General features: G+C 69.8%; 17 protein-coding genes and 3 pseudogenes. 9 read left to right on the top strand and 11 right to left on the bottom strand.

All coding sequences use genetic code 11. The features are described from left to right. Positions 1-47: 47 nt before the first annotated feature. Positions 48-637: pseudogene (locus GT755_RS41735) on the top strand (transposase); the annotation flags it as partial. Beyond that, a pseudogene (locus GT755_RS41385) lies at positions 629-1,258 on the top strand (helix-turn-helix domain-containing protein). The pseudogenes GT755_RS41735 and GT755_RS41385, both read left to right, overlap by 9 nt. 282 nt (positions 1,259-1,540) lie before the next feature. On the opposite strand, the gene GT755_RS30135 reads toward GT755_RS41385, so the two are convergent. Together GT755_RS30135 and GT755_RS30130 are read right to left on the bottom strand one after the other, a co-directional pair. Beyond that, on the bottom strand, positions 1,541-2,485 hold the full coding sequence (locus GT755_RS30135) for a trypsin-like serine peptidase (RefSeq protein WP_161482958.1): 945 nt from the start codon (positions 2,483-2,485) through the stop codon (positions 1,541-1,543). A gap of 122 nt (positions 2,486-2,607) precedes the next feature. Next, positions 2,608-2,871 (bottom strand): hypothetical protein, encoded by a 264-nt coding sequence (locus GT755_RS30130; RefSeq protein WP_161482957.1) that lies wholly within the window; start codon positions 2,869-2,871, stop codon positions 2,608-2,610. Positions 2,872-3,163: 292 nt separating this feature from the next. Here GT755_RS30130 and GT755_RS41670 point away from each other — a divergent pair, with 292 nt between their 5' ends. Further along, on the top strand, positions 3,164-3,796 hold the full coding sequence (locus tag GT755_RS41670) for a glycosyltransferase (protein WP_161482956.1): 633 nt from the start codon (positions 3,164-3,166) through the stop codon (positions 3,794-3,796). Positions 3,797-4,024: 228 nt separating this feature from the next. On the opposite strand, the pseudogene GT755_RS30115 reads toward GT755_RS41670, so the two are convergent. The 4 genes and pseudogenes from GT755_RS30115 to GT755_RS30100 all read right to left on the bottom strand — a co-directional run bounded on the left by GT755_RS30115 (position 4,025) and on the right by GT755_RS30100 (position 7,819). Continuing rightward, positions 4,025-5,616 (bottom strand): annotated as a pseudogene (locus tag GT755_RS30115) (IS1182 family transposase). Positions 5,617-5,678: 62 nt separating this feature from the next. After that, on the bottom strand, positions 5,679-5,864 hold the full coding sequence (locus tag GT755_RS30110; protein WP_161482954.1) for a hypothetical protein: 186 nt from the start codon (positions 5,862-5,864) through the stop codon (positions 5,679-5,681). A gap of 562 nt (positions 5,865-6,426) precedes the next feature. Beyond that, on the bottom strand, positions 6,427-7,050 hold the full coding sequence (locus GT755_RS30105; RefSeq protein ID WP_161482953.1) for an NADPH-dependent F420 reductase: 624 nt from the start codon (positions 7,048-7,050) through the stop codon (positions 6,427-6,429). A 34-nt stretch (positions 7,051-7,084) separates the two neighbouring features. Then, on the bottom strand, positions 7,085-7,819 hold the full coding sequence (locus GT755_RS30100) for an SDR family NAD(P)-dependent oxidoreductase (RefSeq protein WP_161482952.1): 735 nt from the start codon (positions 7,817-7,819) through the stop codon (positions 7,085-7,087). 142 nt (positions 7,820-7,961) lie between these two features. Here GT755_RS30100 and GT755_RS30095 point away from each other — a divergent pair, with 142 nt between their 5' ends. From GT755_RS30095 to GT755_RS30070, 6 genes are all read left to right on the top strand, one after another. After that, complete coding sequence (locus GT755_RS30095) at positions 7,962-8,573, top strand: TetR/AcrR family transcriptional regulator (protein ID WP_161482951.1); 612 nt, start codon at positions 7,962-7,964, stop codon at positions 8,571-8,573. Positions 8,574-8,904: 331 nt separating this feature from the next. Further along, positions 8,905-9,303 carry a hypothetical protein gene (locus GT755_RS30090; RefSeq protein ID WP_161482950.1) on the top strand — a complete coding sequence of 133 codons (399 nt, stop codon included), beginning with the start codon at positions 8,905-8,907 and terminating at the stop codon, positions 9,301-9,303. A gap of 157 nt (positions 9,304-9,460) precedes the next feature. Next, positions 9,461-9,643 (top strand): hypothetical protein, encoded by a 183-nt coding sequence (locus tag GT755_RS30085; RefSeq protein WP_161482949.1) that lies wholly within the window; start codon positions 9,461-9,463, stop codon positions 9,641-9,643. 88 nt (positions 9,644-9,731) lie between these two features. After that, a complete protein-coding gene (locus tag GT755_RS30080) occupies positions 9,732-10,514 on the top strand; it encodes a hypothetical protein (RefSeq protein ID WP_161482948.1) in 783 nt (260 codons plus the stop codon). 23 nt (positions 10,515-10,537) lie between these two features. Continuing rightward, positions 10,538-11,413 (top strand): alpha/beta fold hydrolase, encoded by an 876-nt coding sequence (locus GT755_RS30075; protein ID WP_202610674.1) that lies wholly within the window; start codon positions 10,538-10,540, stop codon positions 11,411-11,413. Between the two features lie 594 nt (positions 11,414-12,007). Beyond that, a complete protein-coding gene (locus GT755_RS30070) occupies positions 12,008-12,667 on the top strand; it encodes a TetR/AcrR family transcriptional regulator (protein ID WP_161482947.1) in 660 nt (219 codons plus the stop codon). Positions 12,668-12,751: 84 nt separating this feature from the next. On the opposite strand, the gene GT755_RS40745 is transcribed toward GT755_RS30070, so the two are convergent. The 5 genes from GT755_RS40745 to GT755_RS30050 all read right to left on the bottom strand — a co-directional run bounded on the left by GT755_RS40745 (position 12,752) and on the right by GT755_RS30050 (position 16,020). Continuing rightward, positions 12,752-12,874: a hypothetical protein gene (locus GT755_RS40745; RefSeq protein ID WP_268903566.1), complete on the bottom strand. Its 123-nt coding sequence runs from the start codon at positions 12,872-12,874 to the stop codon at positions 12,752-12,754. Positions 12,875-13,655: 781 nt separating this feature from the next. Next, on the bottom strand, positions 13,656-13,934 hold the full coding sequence (locus GT755_RS30065; RefSeq protein ID WP_161482946.1) for a prolyl oligopeptidase family serine peptidase: 279 nt from the start codon (positions 13,932-13,934) through the stop codon (positions 13,656-13,658). Continuing rightward, positions 13,898-14,386 carry a hypothetical protein gene (locus tag GT755_RS30060; protein ID WP_161482945.1) on the bottom strand — a complete coding sequence of 163 codons (489 nt, stop codon included), beginning with the start codon at positions 14,384-14,386 and terminating at the stop codon, positions 13,898-13,900. Before GT755_RS30060 ends, GT755_RS30065 begins: the two co-directional genes overlap by 37 nt. A 153-nt stretch (positions 14,387-14,539) precedes the next feature. Further along, the gene (locus GT755_RS30055; RefSeq protein ID WP_161482944.1) at positions 14,540-15,505 is read right to left on the bottom strand and encodes an alpha/beta hydrolase; all 966 of its coding nucleotides are present in this window, start codon (positions 15,503-15,505) and stop codon (positions 14,540-14,542) included. Then, a complete protein-coding gene (locus GT755_RS30050) occupies positions 15,502-16,020 on the bottom strand; it encodes an alpha/beta fold hydrolase (protein WP_161482943.1) in 519 nt (172 codons plus the stop codon). Before GT755_RS30050 ends, GT755_RS30055 begins: the two co-directional genes overlap by 4 nt. Between the last annotated feature and the right edge of the window lie 94 nt (positions 16,021-16,114).

The raw sequence follows: 16,114 nt of genomic DNA, 5'->3' as shown, positions 1-16,114 counted from the left end.
GGACCGACCTGACCTGCTCTGTTCTCCTTGACGGGAACCTCGCGCACACCGACCTGTGGGCTGACGGATGCTGGATCGTGCACTCCACCCCGGTGGAGTCCGTCCGCTCCCCGGCCCGCGGTCCTGCGCTCGAACCTGGCCGGCTGGACGAGCTACGGCCACTGCCACTCGCGCTTCTACTGGGGACTGAAGCTTCATCTGGTCTGCACCCCTGCCGGGCTGCCCATCACCTGGGCTCTGGCCGACCCGAAAGTCGATGAACGCCAGGTGCTGATGGGCCATCTGCGAACGGGAACCACAGCTGATCGCCGCCCGGCCCGGGCTGCTGATCCTGGCCGACAAGGGTTATATCGCCGCCGAGCTCGACCGGTTCCCGGCCGCCCGGGGTGTCAGCCTGTTGCGGCCTTCCTACCGCAACCGCGGCACACCCCGTCCCGGAGAATCACTGCTCAAGACAGTCCGGCAGCTCATCGAATCCGTCAACGACACCCTCAAAGGCCAGCTGGGTCTCAAACAACACGGCGGCCGGACCATCGAAGAAGTCGGTGTCCGAGTGGCTCAGCGGATCTTGGCGCTGACGTGCGCGATCAGGCACAACCGGACCGCAGGAGCGCCAGTCACCAGATCGATGGACGCTGAAGGGCAGAAATTCCAGCAGATCGTCCGCCGGGGCAGCACCAGTTCGGTGCGTTACCGGCGGGCGATGATCCTTTGGCCTCGGCCGGGGGTAATACCGTCCCGGTGATCGCCCGGCTGGTGGCCGCCGATGAAGACACCGTCCGCGATGTGATTCACCGGTTCAACAAGATCGGGTTGGCCTGCCTGAACCCTCGGTGGGCGGGAGGCCGTCCCCGCCTGCTCAGTGACGACGAAGAAGAATCCGTCGTCACGACGGCCAACCCGACCGGCCCGGCTCGGGCAGCCCTTCACCCGTTGGTCCATCCGCAAACTCGCCGCCTACCTGCGGGCTCTTCCCGGCCGGGCGATCGAGATCGGCCGGGAAACCTTACGCGCGTTGCTGGCCTCCTGGGCCAACCCGATTGAGGCACACTTCGGGCCGCTACGCCAGTTCACCATCGCCGATTCCGACCATCCCAACCACACCGTCCAGACCCGGGCTGTGCATGCCTATCTGCGCTGGCGCAATCTCAACGCCCGTCACCCGGACGTGCTGGCAGCTCAACGCCGCGAACGCGCCCGCATCCGCAGCGAGAAAGGCATCCGCTGGGGCGGCCGACCGCTCTCAGCTGCGGCCTGACCGCTCAACCCGGTCAACGTTTCCGGTCACAGCACTAGTGAGCCGGTCGCGCGGCGGTGGCCGGCTCACTAGTCACTCGACACCGGCCGCCCTTGCCGACCGCGCTCTCGACTACTGAACGCGAGGCTTAAAGGCCACGGCGTACACGCGGCCGAGTGTCCGGTGAAGGGCTACCCACGGGCTGGCCGGTGGGTCCCTGGCAGGCCAGGGCAGGAGGGTGCGTCGACGTACTTCGCGCGATGATCTTAAAGCCGGTGTAGGGACCTCACGATCCGGCCCTCGTCATGACAGGTTCGCGCCGTGGCTGCCGGCGTGCTCCCAGAGCTGCCGCGCGGCGTCGCCGAAGAACGGGCCCACGACGTACTTGCCCTGGGCTCCCTGACTGTTCACCGACGTGAGGTAACCCCAGCCTCTGGACTGCTGGTAGTCGTACATCCACGGACCGCCGCTCGACCCCGGCGCGGCGAGAGTCGCGCAGTCCCCGCCAGCCTGCAGTCTCTTGAAGATGCTGGCGATCACGGTGGTGGCGCAGTTGTACTGCCATTCGCCCTCGGACGGCGGGATCGCCGGGTAGCCCCACAACGCGGCGGTGTAGACACCCGTGCGGTTGAACGACATGCCGTTCCATCCCGTGACGTCACCGAGGACCCGGCCGTCGCGCGGCAGCACGCTCGCGAAGGCGTAGTCGTAGGTGTAGTCACGCGACTCGATCCACGGGCTGTAGACGTAGGTCCCGACGACGGTCCAGGTGCCGTAGTAGGGGTCGGGGCCGTAGTTGTAGTAGGGCATGTAAACGAGGTTCCTCGCCCAGCTGCCGCCTGGGCCGTCGTGTACGCAGTGGGCTGCGGTCGCGATGACGTTGCGGCCGGGGCCGCCCACCGCGCTCGCCGAGCAGGCGAACAGTCCCTGCGCGTCCTCCCCGAGGATCAGGCCCACCATGGGGTTGGCGAGGAATCCCTTCTGCGGGCCGCCGACGGGCGCCGAGCCCGGGACGGTCAGTTCACGCCCCGCCGGTTCGGCCGGCCGGGCCGGGGCGGCGCCTTCCGCGGCGGCAGACAGCTCCCGCGACCTGGCTCGCGCGATGCGCTCCGGGGTCCAGAACGTCTGGAGTGACTCGGTGACGGTCGCCTCGGCACCGACTATGACGGGCCCGGAGTCGGCGGTCGCCGGGGCGGCGAGTGTTCCGGCGGCGACCAGGACACCGATCAGGAGGTGAAGTGATCTCATGGAGCCGGACGTTAGGGACCCGGCCTTGGATCCGCCTTGCCGTCCGCTGCAACAGGTCCGTTGGCCTGCCGTATGTGCCGCCGACGCCCTATCCCGAGACGTGGGTCCATCGGCATGGGAAGCTAGTCCATCTCGGCGGAGAGCCCCTGGTCTGCTGGTCCGACCGTCGCCCACGACCACCAGGTGCTGTTCGGAGATCCGGCCATCCTGGCAGGTGACCTGTGGGAAGCCTCCTCCTCGTCAGGAGGCCGGTCGGGGGGCGTCTGGTCGACCTCGCCGGCGGCTGCGGCGTGCCCGCCCTCGATCAGGTCTTCCTCTGGATGGACGGCCACCGGCAGTGGCGGGTGCGGCAGCTGGCCGACGCCGACCTGAAAGCGCTGGGCCATTTCGGATGTATGCATGTGACATGGGGTGAGCGGCAATTGTCCCGACCCCTCAAGAGTCCGAAGCCACCTCGTACTGCCGCCCTCGTCGACTTCTGACCCACCCGCTAACCAGGGATTCCATATCCGTGCGCTGAAAGGTCGAACCAGTTGCCTTCCGGGTCGATGGCCCGATATTCCGCGTAGGGACGCTTCGAGCCTCGCAGGGCCGGGCTCGGCAGCCCACTAGAGGTCAGCATCTCGCAGGCGGCCTGGACGTTGGGCAGGTGGAAGCCGAAGTGGTTCATGCCCATGGGTGCCTCGCCATCTGGAGCTTGAGCAGCGCGAACGTCAGGTAGCCGTCGGGGTCCACCATGATGGCGTCCATCTGGAAGTGTTGCTGGTAGAAGGCAGCGAGCGCTTCGGGATCACGCGCGTAGATCGCCAGGTGCCGCGTGGCCACGACGAACTGCCCAACGGGCTGGCCTGCGCTGATCTCATGGCCGCTCCCGCCGTAAACGAGAACTTCGGCATGGTCTACATCGAGGCGGCCGCCTGCGGAGTGCCCCCGGTCGCCACACCCGCCCAAGGGGTGGCGACCGGGATAAAGCGGGGCGATCCGGTACTGGCGGGCGACTGGGAAGGGTCAGGCCGCTCACGCGGCGGGTTCGGCACGAAGATCCACCTAGCAGCCGACGGCGGATGCCGCCCCCTGTCGTTCCTGCTCACCGCGGGACAAGGCGGTGACGGCCCGCAGATGACGGCGGTGCTTGACCGCATCCGGGTGCCACGCATGGCCGTGGGCCGGCCCAGGACGCGCCCGGTCAGCGTCGCCGCCGACAAGGCCTGCAGCTCCCGGGGAAACCGCTCCTACCGGCGCCCCCGCAAGATCCGGCACACCATTCCCGAGCCCGCCGACCAGAAGCGCATCGCCGCTGGCGCGGGTTGATGGCCCGGCTTCGACCCCGCCTGTTACGTCCGCCGCAACGTGGTCGAACGGGCGCTCAACCGGCTCAAACAGTTCCGGGCCGTGGCCACCCGCTACGACAAACGCGGCTACATCTTTCTCAGCACGGTGACCATCGCAGATGGCTCCGCACCTGATCCAAGAAACAGGCCCTAGAAGACCACTGAAAATCTTGTTCGTGTGCGGCGACGTTGCGCGGTTCGCGATTTCTCAGATGGTCGTTGAGGCCAGCGTCCAGGACCCGTTCGTGTGGGTGAGTCCGAGGTTGATCAGGGTTCGCAGGTTGAGAGCGGCGGCGCGGGTGTGGAGCCAGGCGTTGTTCTTGATGGTGCCGACATACCGTAATCGGCGGTTGCCCCGGGCGACGATCCAGGCGATAGCCCTTTCGACCGGGGGCCGCCAGCGCCGGTAGTCGGCCCGCCAGGCCGGATCGGTGGCGGCTTGGCCGCGGGCGGCGGCAAGCTCGTCGTGGTGGGGGCGAATGGTCAGGATGCGCCCGGCTTTGGCCGTGGTGCAGCGCGGGCGCAGCGGGCAGCCGGCACACCAGCCGGCGAAGAACGCCTTGCGCTGCAGGTGGATGCCGGAGGCCGCCGACAGCGGGACCTGGTGCCCGGCCGGGCAGGTCACGGTGTTGTCGGTGTTGCCGGTGGTGTCGATGGCGAAGTCGTCCAGGTTGAACCCGCCGGGCACGGCCGGTCGCAGCGGCGCAGGTTTGATCACCGCGCGATGCCCTGCCGAGGTCAGCGCGTGGCGGCAAGGCCCGGTGGAGTAGGCGGCATCGCCGAAGACGTCCAGGATGCCGTCTTCGGCGGCGAGCAGGTCCAGCGCGAGGGCGGCCTCGTGATGGACGGCACCCGATCCGGGCCGCAGCGCCACGGCGGTGAACAGGCCGGTCTCGGGTTCGACCGCGACGTGGGCCTTGAAGCCGTCCTGGCGGTGGGTCCGGGTTTATGCACATGCCGTGATTCGGGATCGACTGTGGAGATCACCCGGTCGGGGACGGTCCGCTGGGCGATGCGCCACCGCCCGTCACGGCCGTCGGAACCTTCGGCGGGTTCGACGTCCTGGCCGGCGACCAGGGCCAGTAGGCCCACCGCGGTGGCCGCCCGCTCCTCCAGCGGCTGCTCGGGCAGGCCGGCCAGCAGACGGATCGCGTCGGTGACCAGCGCGTCCACCAGCGCGGCCCGGGCCTGCCCGTCATCCCAGGCGATATGCGGCTTGCCCGGATCGGCGTAGTCATGCGCGGTGCAGGACATGCCCGCGACCTGCGCGGCGCCGGGCACGTGACGGATCACCCGCCGGATCGCGGCGATCACCTGGGTGACGGTGTCCTGGGTGGCCACCGCGTCATCCAGCACCGCCGAATCCAGCGCCCGCCGCTGCCTGCCCTTGAGCACTCCGGTCGCCGCGACCACCTCACGGACGGCCTCAAACAGGCGGTTCGGCTTGCGGGAGCGGGCCAGCCGCCGCCGGAAATAGGTCAGCAGTGACGGATCGAACGCGGTGTCATACAACCCCAGCCCACAGGCCGTCTTCCACCGCAGGTCACACCGCAATGCCTGTACGGTGTCGACATCCGACAACCCCTGCAAGGTCTGCAGCACCACCGCGGCTGCCAAGATGTCCGGTGGCATGCTTGGACGCCCGTTGCGCGAGGGATACATGTCCGCGAACATCTCCGCCGGAAACAGCGCCTGACGATGCTCGGCCAAGAACGCGAACACGCTCCCGGCCGGGATCAGCTCCCGGCAGGTCTGCCACACATCCGGCCCGACCAGCTCTCCGGCCCACTCACCCTGCACGTCACCACTCTGGCCTCAGTCCCGAAAGAACGAGGCCAGAACACAAGATCTTCAGCAGCCTTCTAGACCTCGGTCGGCCTGTCGTAGCCCTCGTCCTCGCCGTACACCTTGTTGTCGGGGTCGTCCTCCGGCTGGTTGGCCGGGTCGGTGGCGGACGGGCTGAACTCTCCGGCGATGTCAGGCTCGTCGTGGTCCTCTTCAGGGTTCCGGCGGTCGGCCAGGGGGGCCGAGTCATCCGATCGCGTCATGACGGCTGCTCCTCTCCCGTTTCCGGGCTACCCGGTGCACGCGTGCCCAGCCCCCCATTCAGGTCAAGAATGCCGCCGTCGGTTGGAGACCTACCACGGCGGCGGCTGCGCCAGGCCTGCGCGGTGTCGGCCAGGGTCGAGGGCTTCGGTCTCCCGGTACTCGCGTGAGCCGTGCGCGCTGAAGACCTCCACGGCCTCGGCCCAGGTCTGCTCGGAGACAGCCGTCTCGCGAGGGCGTGGTGCACCAAGGGCCAGGTCCCTGCGGATCGAATGAGATCTGCTCCTCGGACCGGTATCCCGTCGTGGACTGAATGACCTGGCGGAAGTGCGCTCAGACTGAAGGCGCAGATGCCCTGTGGGGGTTGAAGATTGAGGGCAGCCACGACAACGGCGGCTGGTGCACGCACGCTGAGAGGCGAGCCGAGCATCTGCGAGGGATCGGAGCCCCGCAACCGAGTCAAAGCCGTCATCGACGGCGAGCCGCCGAAGTCCATCCTCCTGTCACCAACGTCCGCGGGAAGAACAGCTAGGGCGGCGATTCGGTAATGCGTCAACCGTGGGTTCAAACGGGAAGTTCGGTGACGCCGAGGGCGAAGTCCACGTTCCCCACCCCGTGGTTGGCGAGGCCCACCGTGACCACGCCCGCTCCTTCGAGCCAGTGCGCCATTTTCAGGCCGCCGACGTCCAGCGGGCGCAGCCCGAGGCTCTCGACGAACGCCTCCACACGTGCCTTGGCCTGCGCATCGTCGCCCGCGATGAAGACGTCGGGCCGACCCTTCTCCAGGACATGGCGGAAGATGGTGTTGAACGCCTTCACCACGCCGGCGCCGGCCGGGGCCGCCTTGGCGACCTCCTGCGCGATCGAGGTCTCCTCGCGGTGGGCCAGCCCGTCGAACGTGGAATTGAAGGGATTGCTGATGTCCACGATGACCTTGCCCGCGAGAGCGTCTCCGTACTGGGCGACGACCGGCACGACACCGTCGTACAACAGGGCCACGATGACGATGTCCCCGGCCGGGGCGGTGCCCCATTCTCCCGTCGTGGCGCCGCTGCCGAGAGCCCTGGCCAGGTCGGCGGCCTTGGACTGATCGCGGCCCATGATCTCGACGGTGTTGCCGCCCGCTATCGCCCGCGCGCCGATGGTGCGGGCCATGTTTCCGGCGCCGATGATGCTGATGTTGCTCATATGAGATGCCTGCTCTGGTTGTGGATCGTCCGGTTCAGATGGCGGTGGTGCCGCCGTCGACGACGAGTTCCATGCCGTTGACGTAGCTGGAGTCGTCGGAGGCGAGGAAGAGGGCGGCGGTGGCGATCTCCTCGGGGCGGCCCATCTGGCCGCGGGGGATGAGGGACTCGAACTGGCGCTTGGTGGCCTCGTCGAAGAGTTCTTCCTGCTTGGCGGTGGCGACCTGGCCGGGGGTCAGGACGTTGACGCGGATGCGGCGGTCCTTGAGCTCGTTGAGCCAGATGCGGGCCCAGGCCTGCTGGACGGCCTTGCTGCCGGCGTAGACGCTCCAGCCGGGGAAGGCGCCGAGGGAGGCGTTGGAGCCGGTCATGAGGATGGAGCCGCCGTCGTTGAAGAGCGGGAGGGCCTTCTGGACGGTGAACAGGGTGCCGCGGGCGTTCAGCCCGAACCAGGTGTCGAACTGGGCCTCGGTGATCTCACCGAGCGGGGCGGGCTCGCCGCCGCCGGCGCTGGCCCACAGCACGTCGAGGCTTCCCTTCTCCCGCTTGACGGTGTCGAACAGGCGGTCCAGGTCGTCCAGGTCGGCGGCGTCGCCCTGGACGCCGGTGACGTTGCGGCCGATCTGCTTCACGGCCTCGTCCAGCACCTCCTGGCGGCGGCCGGTGATGAAGACGTGCGCTCCCTCATCGACGAACAGCTTCGCGCCGGCCAGCGCCATGCCGGTGGTGCCGCCGGTGATGACCGCGACCTTGCCGTCGAGCTTTCCCATAGTCGCTTCCTCGGGTCGGTGGTGCCGTCGCACCAGGGGGACGATATTATGTACACCGATCTGTGTGCTTAACGTACGGGCTGGGCGGCCGGGACGCAAACTATGTACACCGGTCGTTACCCAACCGGCGTACCATGGACCCATGACGGAGTTGGAGAAGGGCCCCACGGGCCGCCGCCGGGGCCGGGGCGCTCGCGAGCGCATCCTCAGCGCGTCCCAGCAGCTGTTCCGCGAGCAGGGCATCAACCGCACCGGCATGGACCAGCTCTGCGCGGCGGCCCAGGTGTCCAAGCGCACGGCTTACGAGCACTTCACCGGCAAGGACGAACTCGTCGCCGAGTACCTGCGCCGGTTCGACCCCTCCGTTCTGTCCGGCGTGTTCGACCGCACCGACCTCACACCCCGCGAACGGCTCCTCGCCGCCTTCGACATTCCCCCCACCACCCCCCTGTGCCCCTACATCGGCGCCGCCGTCGAACTCCACGATCCGCAGCACCCCGCATCCCAGTACGCCCGCGACTACAAGAAAGCCGTCGCCGCGCGGCTCGCCGACACCGCCCGCGAAGCCGGCGCCGCCGACCCCGAACAGCTCGGCGAGCAACTCGCGCTGCTCATCGACGGCGCCGCGGCCCGCACCCGGGTCCTCAACGCCGACGCCTTCCCCACCGCCGCCGCCATCGCCACTGTCCTCATCGACGCCGCCATCCCCGCCACAACCGGCGACGACCGGCGAGGGGAGGAAGTCTCGAGCTGACTTGGCACTCCGCGGCCAGGCTGGACGCAATGCCGGTCGCGGGGCACCAGGGAGCCCGCCATGACCCTGACCGGCGCGGAAAGGCCGCCGGGCGGGGTGGCGGCGGCCGATCCGCTGGCGCGCGCCTACCAAGTGGACGCCCTCGCCGAGGTGCCCGACCTCCAGTTCTACGGAGTGCTCGCCGTGTACGTCCGGCGCGACGACGCGCCCGTGCTGCTGCGCTTCGACGCCGACTCGGGCGACCGGCTGCCGGGCGAGCGCCCGCTGGCCTCGGCGCAGGCGGCGGCCTGGGCGAGGGCGTGGTCGTGGCCGACCTCGCCGGAGGGCCGACGTGACGCTGGACGCCGCCGCTACGGCCCCCTACGTCTCGGGCGACCTCCCGTTCGACGTCGGCGACCTGCCCACCGCCGCACGGCTGAGCGCCGACGGCGGGACGGTCGCCTTCCTCCACTCCGGCGCGCTGTGGACCCGGGCGGCGCAGGCCGGCCGGGCTCCCGTGCTGGCGTCTCCCGGCCTGGACGGCCGGATCGCCGACTCGCTCTCCGGTGAGACCGGGCTGTTCCCGGACGCCGTGCACTCGTTCGACGTCGACGCGACCGGCTCGGCGCTGGCCTTCCTGTCCGCAGGCTCGGCGTTCGTGTCCCCCGAACCGACGAGACGCAGCCCCCCGGCCACCTTTGATGCACGCGTTGATGCCCGGCCGGGATGGGTCGAATCGGGCATCTGGTAAGGCCTGGCCGATCGTGCATCTAACGATCGTTAGATTCCCTCGCTAGCTTCGGAGACGGGAGCTTGCAGTACGGAACGTCCGCGCACTCCATGTCCTACAGATCCGCTCAAAGCGGCCGGGCATTGCAGAAGGGGTCAGTTAAGAGATCATCCGCACTTTGGCGGTTGGTGACGCGCCCGTTAAGGGCACCCCTGGTGGCGTGGTGATGGTCCTGCGGCTGGCGCAAGGCGGCGGGCTCTGCACGAACGCCGCCGACGACGACATCGGCCCGGAGGGAGTGACCAGCCCTCCGCGATACGGCGAACAGCATCCGTCGATCAGGCAACACGCCCCGCCCTGAACTCGGGCAATTTCGATTGACAACCTGTCGTCCTAAACCGCAGAATGAATTGACCATACAGGCCGTTCACTGAAAATAGGACCTCATCATGACTCCTGCCTCATCCCTCGGCGAGGGCGAGCACGGACAAGCCGTCGTCAGCGACTCCCAGCCAGTCGGCCGGACATCCCTGCCTGCGCCGCCCACGGACCCGGCGTTCGACCGCTATGAAACCGGCCTGCGACGGTTCGGACTCGCTGCGGCGGCATTCCTCGCTCCGTGGTTCATCGTCGCCTGCAACACCGGATGGGCGCTGGCGCAGGCGGCCGGCGCCAGCGACCAGACCGGCGCCGACGCGCTGGCCGCCGCCGCGGCGCACCCCGCCCTGCTGCACAACGTGGTCTTGTTCGGCATGCTCGGCGCGCTGCTGATGATCCCCGCCACGCTGGGCGCCGCGCGGCTAGCCGGCCGGGGTGCGGCGAAGCTGTCGTTCATCGCCGGCACGCTGACGGCCGCCGGATACGCCTGCTACCTTGCCATCCTGCTCACCGATCTCACCACCATCGCGATGGTGCGGGTCGGCGGGCCGATGGCCGACTTCGCCGGCGTGATCGACGCCCGCCAGGAGGATGCGGCCGGGACCTGGGTTTTCCTGCTGTTCGTTCTCGGCAACCTCGTCGGCACGTTCCTGCTCGGCCTCGCCCTATGGCGGTCCCGGTCGATCGCCCGCTGGGCCGCCGCCGCAATCATGATCTGGCCGCCGACGCACATCGTCGGCCTCGCCGCCGGTGTCGAGTGGTTCGAGGTCGCCGGCGCCGCTGTACAGGGCCTTGGCTTCGCCGCGGTCGGGGCCCGTCTGCTCCGCCGTGACGGCGGACGCCGGCGCTTCTAGAGTCCCCAACGTAAGGAATTGTCATGACCGACATTCGCAGCGCCCTGACCAAAACGTCGATCGAGGGCGCCGAGATCGCATACACCGACACCGGCGGAGACGGTGAGCCGATCCTGCTGATGCACGGCGCCCTCCTCGCGGACTGGATGACACCGCTGGCCTCCGAGCTGCGCGGCCACCGCGTAGTGCGGTTGGTCCGCGCCGGCTATACCGGCGGCCCCGTCCCGGACGACCTCACTATCGCCGATCACGCCCGGCACGCGGCCACACTGCTGCACCGGCTGGGCGGTGTGCCCGCGCACGTGGTGGCGCACTCATCCGCCGCAGCGATCGCGCTCCAGCTCGCGGTGGACCACCCTTCGTGCGTGCGTACCCTCTGCCTGCTGGAACCGCCGCTGGTGGACGCGCTGGCGGATCCGTCTGATGTGGACGATCTCCGCGCGGCCTTCGGTCCCGTGATCGGTGCGGCGATGGCCGCGACCGCGCACGGGGACCACGCGGCAGCGTTCGACGCCTTCATGCCTCTGGTGTGCGGGCCCCGCTACCGCGAAATCATGGACGACGTCCTGGGCGCGGCCGTCGTCGACGACGCGGCGAGCCGCTGCGGACCGGTCTTCACCAGCGAGGTTGCCGCGCTCGCCGCGTGGACGTTCGACCCTGCGGTCGCCCAGCCGGTCGTGCTGGTCCAGGGCGGGGACAGTCCGCCTCCGGTGCACCGGCTGGTCGCGCACCTCGCCGGGCTGCTGCCACAGGCGACTGTCCAGACCGTCGAGAACGCCGACCACCTGATGCCGCTCACCGCGCCGGCCACGCTCGCCGCCTTGATCCTGCGCGTAACGGGCTCTGTGACAGCCGGCAGTGATGTTGACGATGGGCGTCAGGGCCTGTTTCAGAAGTGAGCTGAGTGGCGATCGCTCAAGGTGTCGCAGATCGACAAAAAGAGGTCTCCGGGTAGATGAGCAAGAAGACCATCTGCACGGAGACCTCGTGGGTCCCTTACCGGCGGCGGAGCGGGCTGTTCTGGAGCCGCTGCTACTGGTCGGCCGGAAGCCGGGGCGCCCGCCGATCTGGACGAAACGGCAGCTGATTGACGGGATCCGGGTGCGGGTGGATGCGCCGCGGCGGGACGTCCAGGAGCGGCACGGATGCCGGCAGGCGATCTACGGGTGGCTCCGGCGCTGACCGCTCTGCAGGCTCGGGCGGACGCGGCCGGACTGATCGGCTGGGAGGTGAGTGTCGAATCCACCGCCTGCCGGGCCCATCAGCACGCCTCCGGGCGCGAAAAGGGGAACTGCCGGCGTGCCGGCCTAACCGCGTCGACGGTGAACCAGAACCATCCCTCCTCTCCATGCCGACGGGTGTCAGGAAGCATCGACCGCCCGGACCGCCACGCTCACGAACGCCGTCGACTCGGGTCCTCCGACAACCGGCTTCGTTAGGTCAGACACGAGTTGAGTAGACTGCTTGTCGGATGAATGTGCCATGATGGGGGCATGGCACCCCGCAAGTACGAGCAGGTCCTCCGCGCCGAGGCCGCGGAGGAGACGAGGCGCCGGATCCTGGACGCGGTCGGCCAGTGTCTGCGCGAGGCGCCGACGGAGCAGCTCAGCCTGGGGCGGGTGGCCGAGCTGGCCAAGGTGTCGAGGTCGACGATCTATACCGACTTCGGCTCACGGTCGGGCCTGTTCGACGCGTTCGTGGTCGATCTCTGGGAGCGCACCGGTCTGGGCGAGCTCAGCGGGGCGGTGGACGCCGCCGACGCGCGCGATCACCTGCGCGAGGGAATCCGGGCGGCCAGCCGGATGAAGGGCCAGGAGCTGGTGGTCTACCGCGTGCTCCACGCCATGGACCGGCTGGACCCCGAGTCCGCCGGCGGCGCCGTACGCCACATGGAGACCGACCGGCGGGCCGGCATGCAGAGCCTCGCCGAGCACCTCGAACGGGAGGGTGAGCTGCGCGAAGGGCTCACCGTCGACAAGGCGGTCGACGCGCTGTGGGTGCTGACGAGCTTCGAGAGCCTCGACCTGCTGGTGACCGGCCGCAGCCACACAGTCGACGAGGCGATCGACATCCTGGTGGACATGGCCGAGCGAGCCGTGTGCCGGACGCCTGACATCCAGTCGGCCGGGGTTCGCAGAGCACCACAAAGCTGAACGGCAGCGGGGTCAGGTGTGCTGTCGCTGTCCGTGGTCCCCGCCCGATGAACCAGGCGGAGCCGTTCGTCGCGTCTGTGGCCCTCAGCCGAGCGGATGCGCATCGAGGGTCCGGTGCGCCACGGCATCGCGCCGAACTCGGCCGTCGAGGGGAACACGCTGGGCAGTAGCGCCGCTGCCGAGCATCGCCCGGATCAGGGTCGACATGAACGGGATGGTCAATGCGGCGGCCACTGATGGCGCCGGTCGAGCCGAAGCCCGGCGGGGTGTAGCCGAGGACTGCCACGACTGCGGCGGCCAGGTCGGTGCCGAGCCCGGTCAGGGCCCAGCCGGGCCGCTCGGCGCCCCCACCGCAGGCCGGGACGCCACCGCCAGGAGGGCGCCAGGCCTGTCAACGACGAACGACATCTGCAGCAGGTCGAGCGATACCAGCAGCAGCGGGAGCGGGCTCGGCTCACCGTCCGGCCCTTGCAGGTAGGCGTGCGCCTGCCGGCACCGGTCTTCGACTGCGGCCTGCGTGGCTTTCGCGCACGTTCGGGTCCCACCAGCCGACGGCCGGTTCTCGTGTTCGTGAGTTCGGACCCCCACGAGGCCGGCACGGACCAGATAGGCGAGGCAACGCGGTGCGGGTTGCCGGCGCGTGCGTCGCTCCCCCGGAATGCGACCCGACAACCGGGATGGAGCCCGCCGCAGTCCTTGTCAATCACTCTGCGTTCTGCAAGAGGTACCAGCTCGGTGCGCGCACGCAGGCACCATGATCACCACATTGTGCCACTTCGTGGCTTGTACCCGTACGCCTTGTTGAGGCGCCGCCGCGCGCATGCGTCTCGGCCGTACCGATGACAGCGGGGAGGACGGCGTCTGCGCACGGATGACTCCTGCTCACAGCGTCGAGAGAGGGGACGGCTGGCACGCGGCCGCGCGGGTCCCGGCTGAACCGGGCCCGCGGGCGTGCTGTGGTCGAGGACGGCGTCGCGAAATCGGTGGCTTAGCTTCTGGTCTGGGTGGCGGCCCAGGCGAGCAGTTCGGGCAGGGCGGCCGTCATCGGTCCACTGTGGTCGGCGCCGGGGTAGAAGCGGAACGTCACGTCGGTGCCGGCGGCGGCCAGCTGGTCGGCGGTGGTCTTCGAGGCGGGCGGATATACGACGGTGTCGGCGGCGCCTTGTGCGATGAAGACCGGCCGCCGGTGCCGGACGATCGGGATGTCGGCGTCGTGTTCCATCAGCCGGGTCAGCCGTTGCCGCTCGGCGGCGTCCACGTCGTACACGTCGCCGACGGTGCGGCCAGCTCGGTGAAGCACAGTTCGGTCCGTGCCCGGGCGAACAGCTCCGCGCCCGCGGGCGTGAGGTAGTCGGCCGGGTCGAAGGTGTGTGGGTGGGCGGCGCGCGGCATTTCCAGTATCAGCAGGACGTTGGGGCTCGCCGGTGCCGAGGGCTCGAACGCGCGGGCGACGTCGATGAGCGTGCGCCACTGCGAGGGAGGTGCGGTCGCGATGGCGCCGCGGTAGTCGAGCTCCGGTGCGTACCGGTCGGCGACCGCGCCGGTGAACAGGACCGCCTGGCCGCCTTGTGACTGGCCGACCGCGAGCCAGGTCCGGCCCAGCGACACGACGGTGCGGGCGGCGCGGACCATGTCGATGACGCCGTACGCCTCGGAGGCCCGTGCAGGTACGGGTGCGTGCCGGGGGTGGCGACCACAGCGTACCCGGCGCGTAGCCACGCGGACAGGTAGGTGACGTCCCGGTCCGAGCGGCCGTCGACCGATTGTGCACAGCCGTCGGCGACGCCGACCGTGCCGTGCGGCGGCGCGGTGCCTCCGGGGATGAACACCGCGCCGCCCGGTATGCGGGTGGTCAGGGCTGGACGTGTGTGGTCACGGCGCGAACGGGTCGGTGTCGTCGCGGCAGGTAGCGCCCACAGGTGGCAGTGTCGTGCCGTCGGTCAGGTAGGCCAGGGCGGGGATGACCAGGCACGGGTTGCCGGACGTGAGGCTCGCGTGGCCGTCGGCCTGGTAGGTGAGCAGCCGGGCGTTGCCGAGGTCGGCGACGAGCTGCCGCGCGCCGGCGTACGGCGTCGCCGGGTCGTGGGTGTTGCTGATGACGAGGATCGGCGCGGCCCCGTCGGGATAGTGGAACCGGCCGCGGAACGCGTCGCCGTCCTCGACCGGCCATAGCGCGAGGTTGAGGTTGACCAGCCCGTTCACCCACCAGAAGTGCGGGAACATCCGGTACGCGTGGACGCTGTCGTGGACGTAGCCGGCCACGGGTCCGCGGGCGAATCCCTGGTCGACCGCGAGCACCGCGAACCGCTGGTCCTCGGAGCCGAAGTCATCCCCGCCGGCCAGCAGCTCGAGCATGGTCGCCAGCTGTCCGGCCGTGATGGCGGTGAGCGCGGCGGCGAAGTCGCGCCACCGCCGCGGGCTGTACATGGCGGCCAGCGCCGCCTCGCGGACGTCGTCCCCGGTGAGCCGCGGGTGTGACGGGTCGCCGGTGGGCAGCGGCTGGCGGTCCAGCCGCGCCAGCAGATCGTCGAAGGCGTCCTCTGGATCGGTGCCGCCGAAGCCGCAGCGGGTTCCGGCGGCGGCGCAGCGGGCGAAGAAGCGGTCGAGCTCGTCCTCGAACGCCGCCGACTGCTCCTCGCCGCCGTCGACCGGATGGTCGCGATCGGTTCGCACGTCGACGGCGCTGGCGAGCACCATCGCCCGGACGCGGCCGGGAAACATGCTGGCGTAGGTGGCGCCGATGGCGGTGCCGTACGAGGCGCCGATGGCGGTGAGCTTGCGGTCGCCGACAGCCTGCCGCAGCAGATCGACGTCACGGGCGACGTTCGCGGTGCTCATGTGCGGCAGAATTCCCGGTTGTGGCGCAGGCAGGACAGCCCATAGGCGCGGGCCGCGGCGGCATACGCGTCGGCGTCGACCGCGTCAGGACGGGTGAAGAACGACGGCGGTGTCGCACGGCAGTCGACGGCGGGCCGGCTCGCGCCGGTGCCCCGCTGGTCGAAGCCGATCACGTCGAAGCGCGACAGCAACGCCAGCAGTTGCGGCGGCGAGCCGCGCAGCACCCGTACACCGGACTGTGCGGGACCACCGGGCAGTTGGAACAGCGAGCCGACGCGCTGCGCGGGATCGGCGGCCGGCTTGCGGATCAGGGCGATGGTGATCGTCGTTCCACGCGGGTCGTCGTAGTCCAGCGGCACGCGGGCATCCGCGCATTGAAATCCGTCGCCGCAGTCGATCCAGCGCAGCACCGGAACCGGGGGCTCCGGACCCGCCGCCACGGCGGGCGCGCCCGCAGCGAGCATGGCGAGCAGGGCCGCGCAGCCGGCAGCCGCGCGACGTAACAGTGATTTCACCGCAGTTCCTTTCTCAGTGGGTTGTCGCTCAGCCCTACCTCGAGCTGGGCGAGCAGCAGGCCGCCGACGGCCTCGGCGCGGAGGCACCCAGCCG

The sequence above is a fragment of the Herbidospora solisilvae genome (assembly GCF_009901565.1).
Classification (GTDB): Bacteria; Actinomycetota; Actinomycetes; order Streptosporangiales; family Streptosporangiaceae; genus Herbidospora; species Herbidospora solisilvae.
The sequence above is the reverse complement of the archived record's forward strand: the minus strand, read 5'-3'. Positions and strand labels throughout refer to the sequence as shown.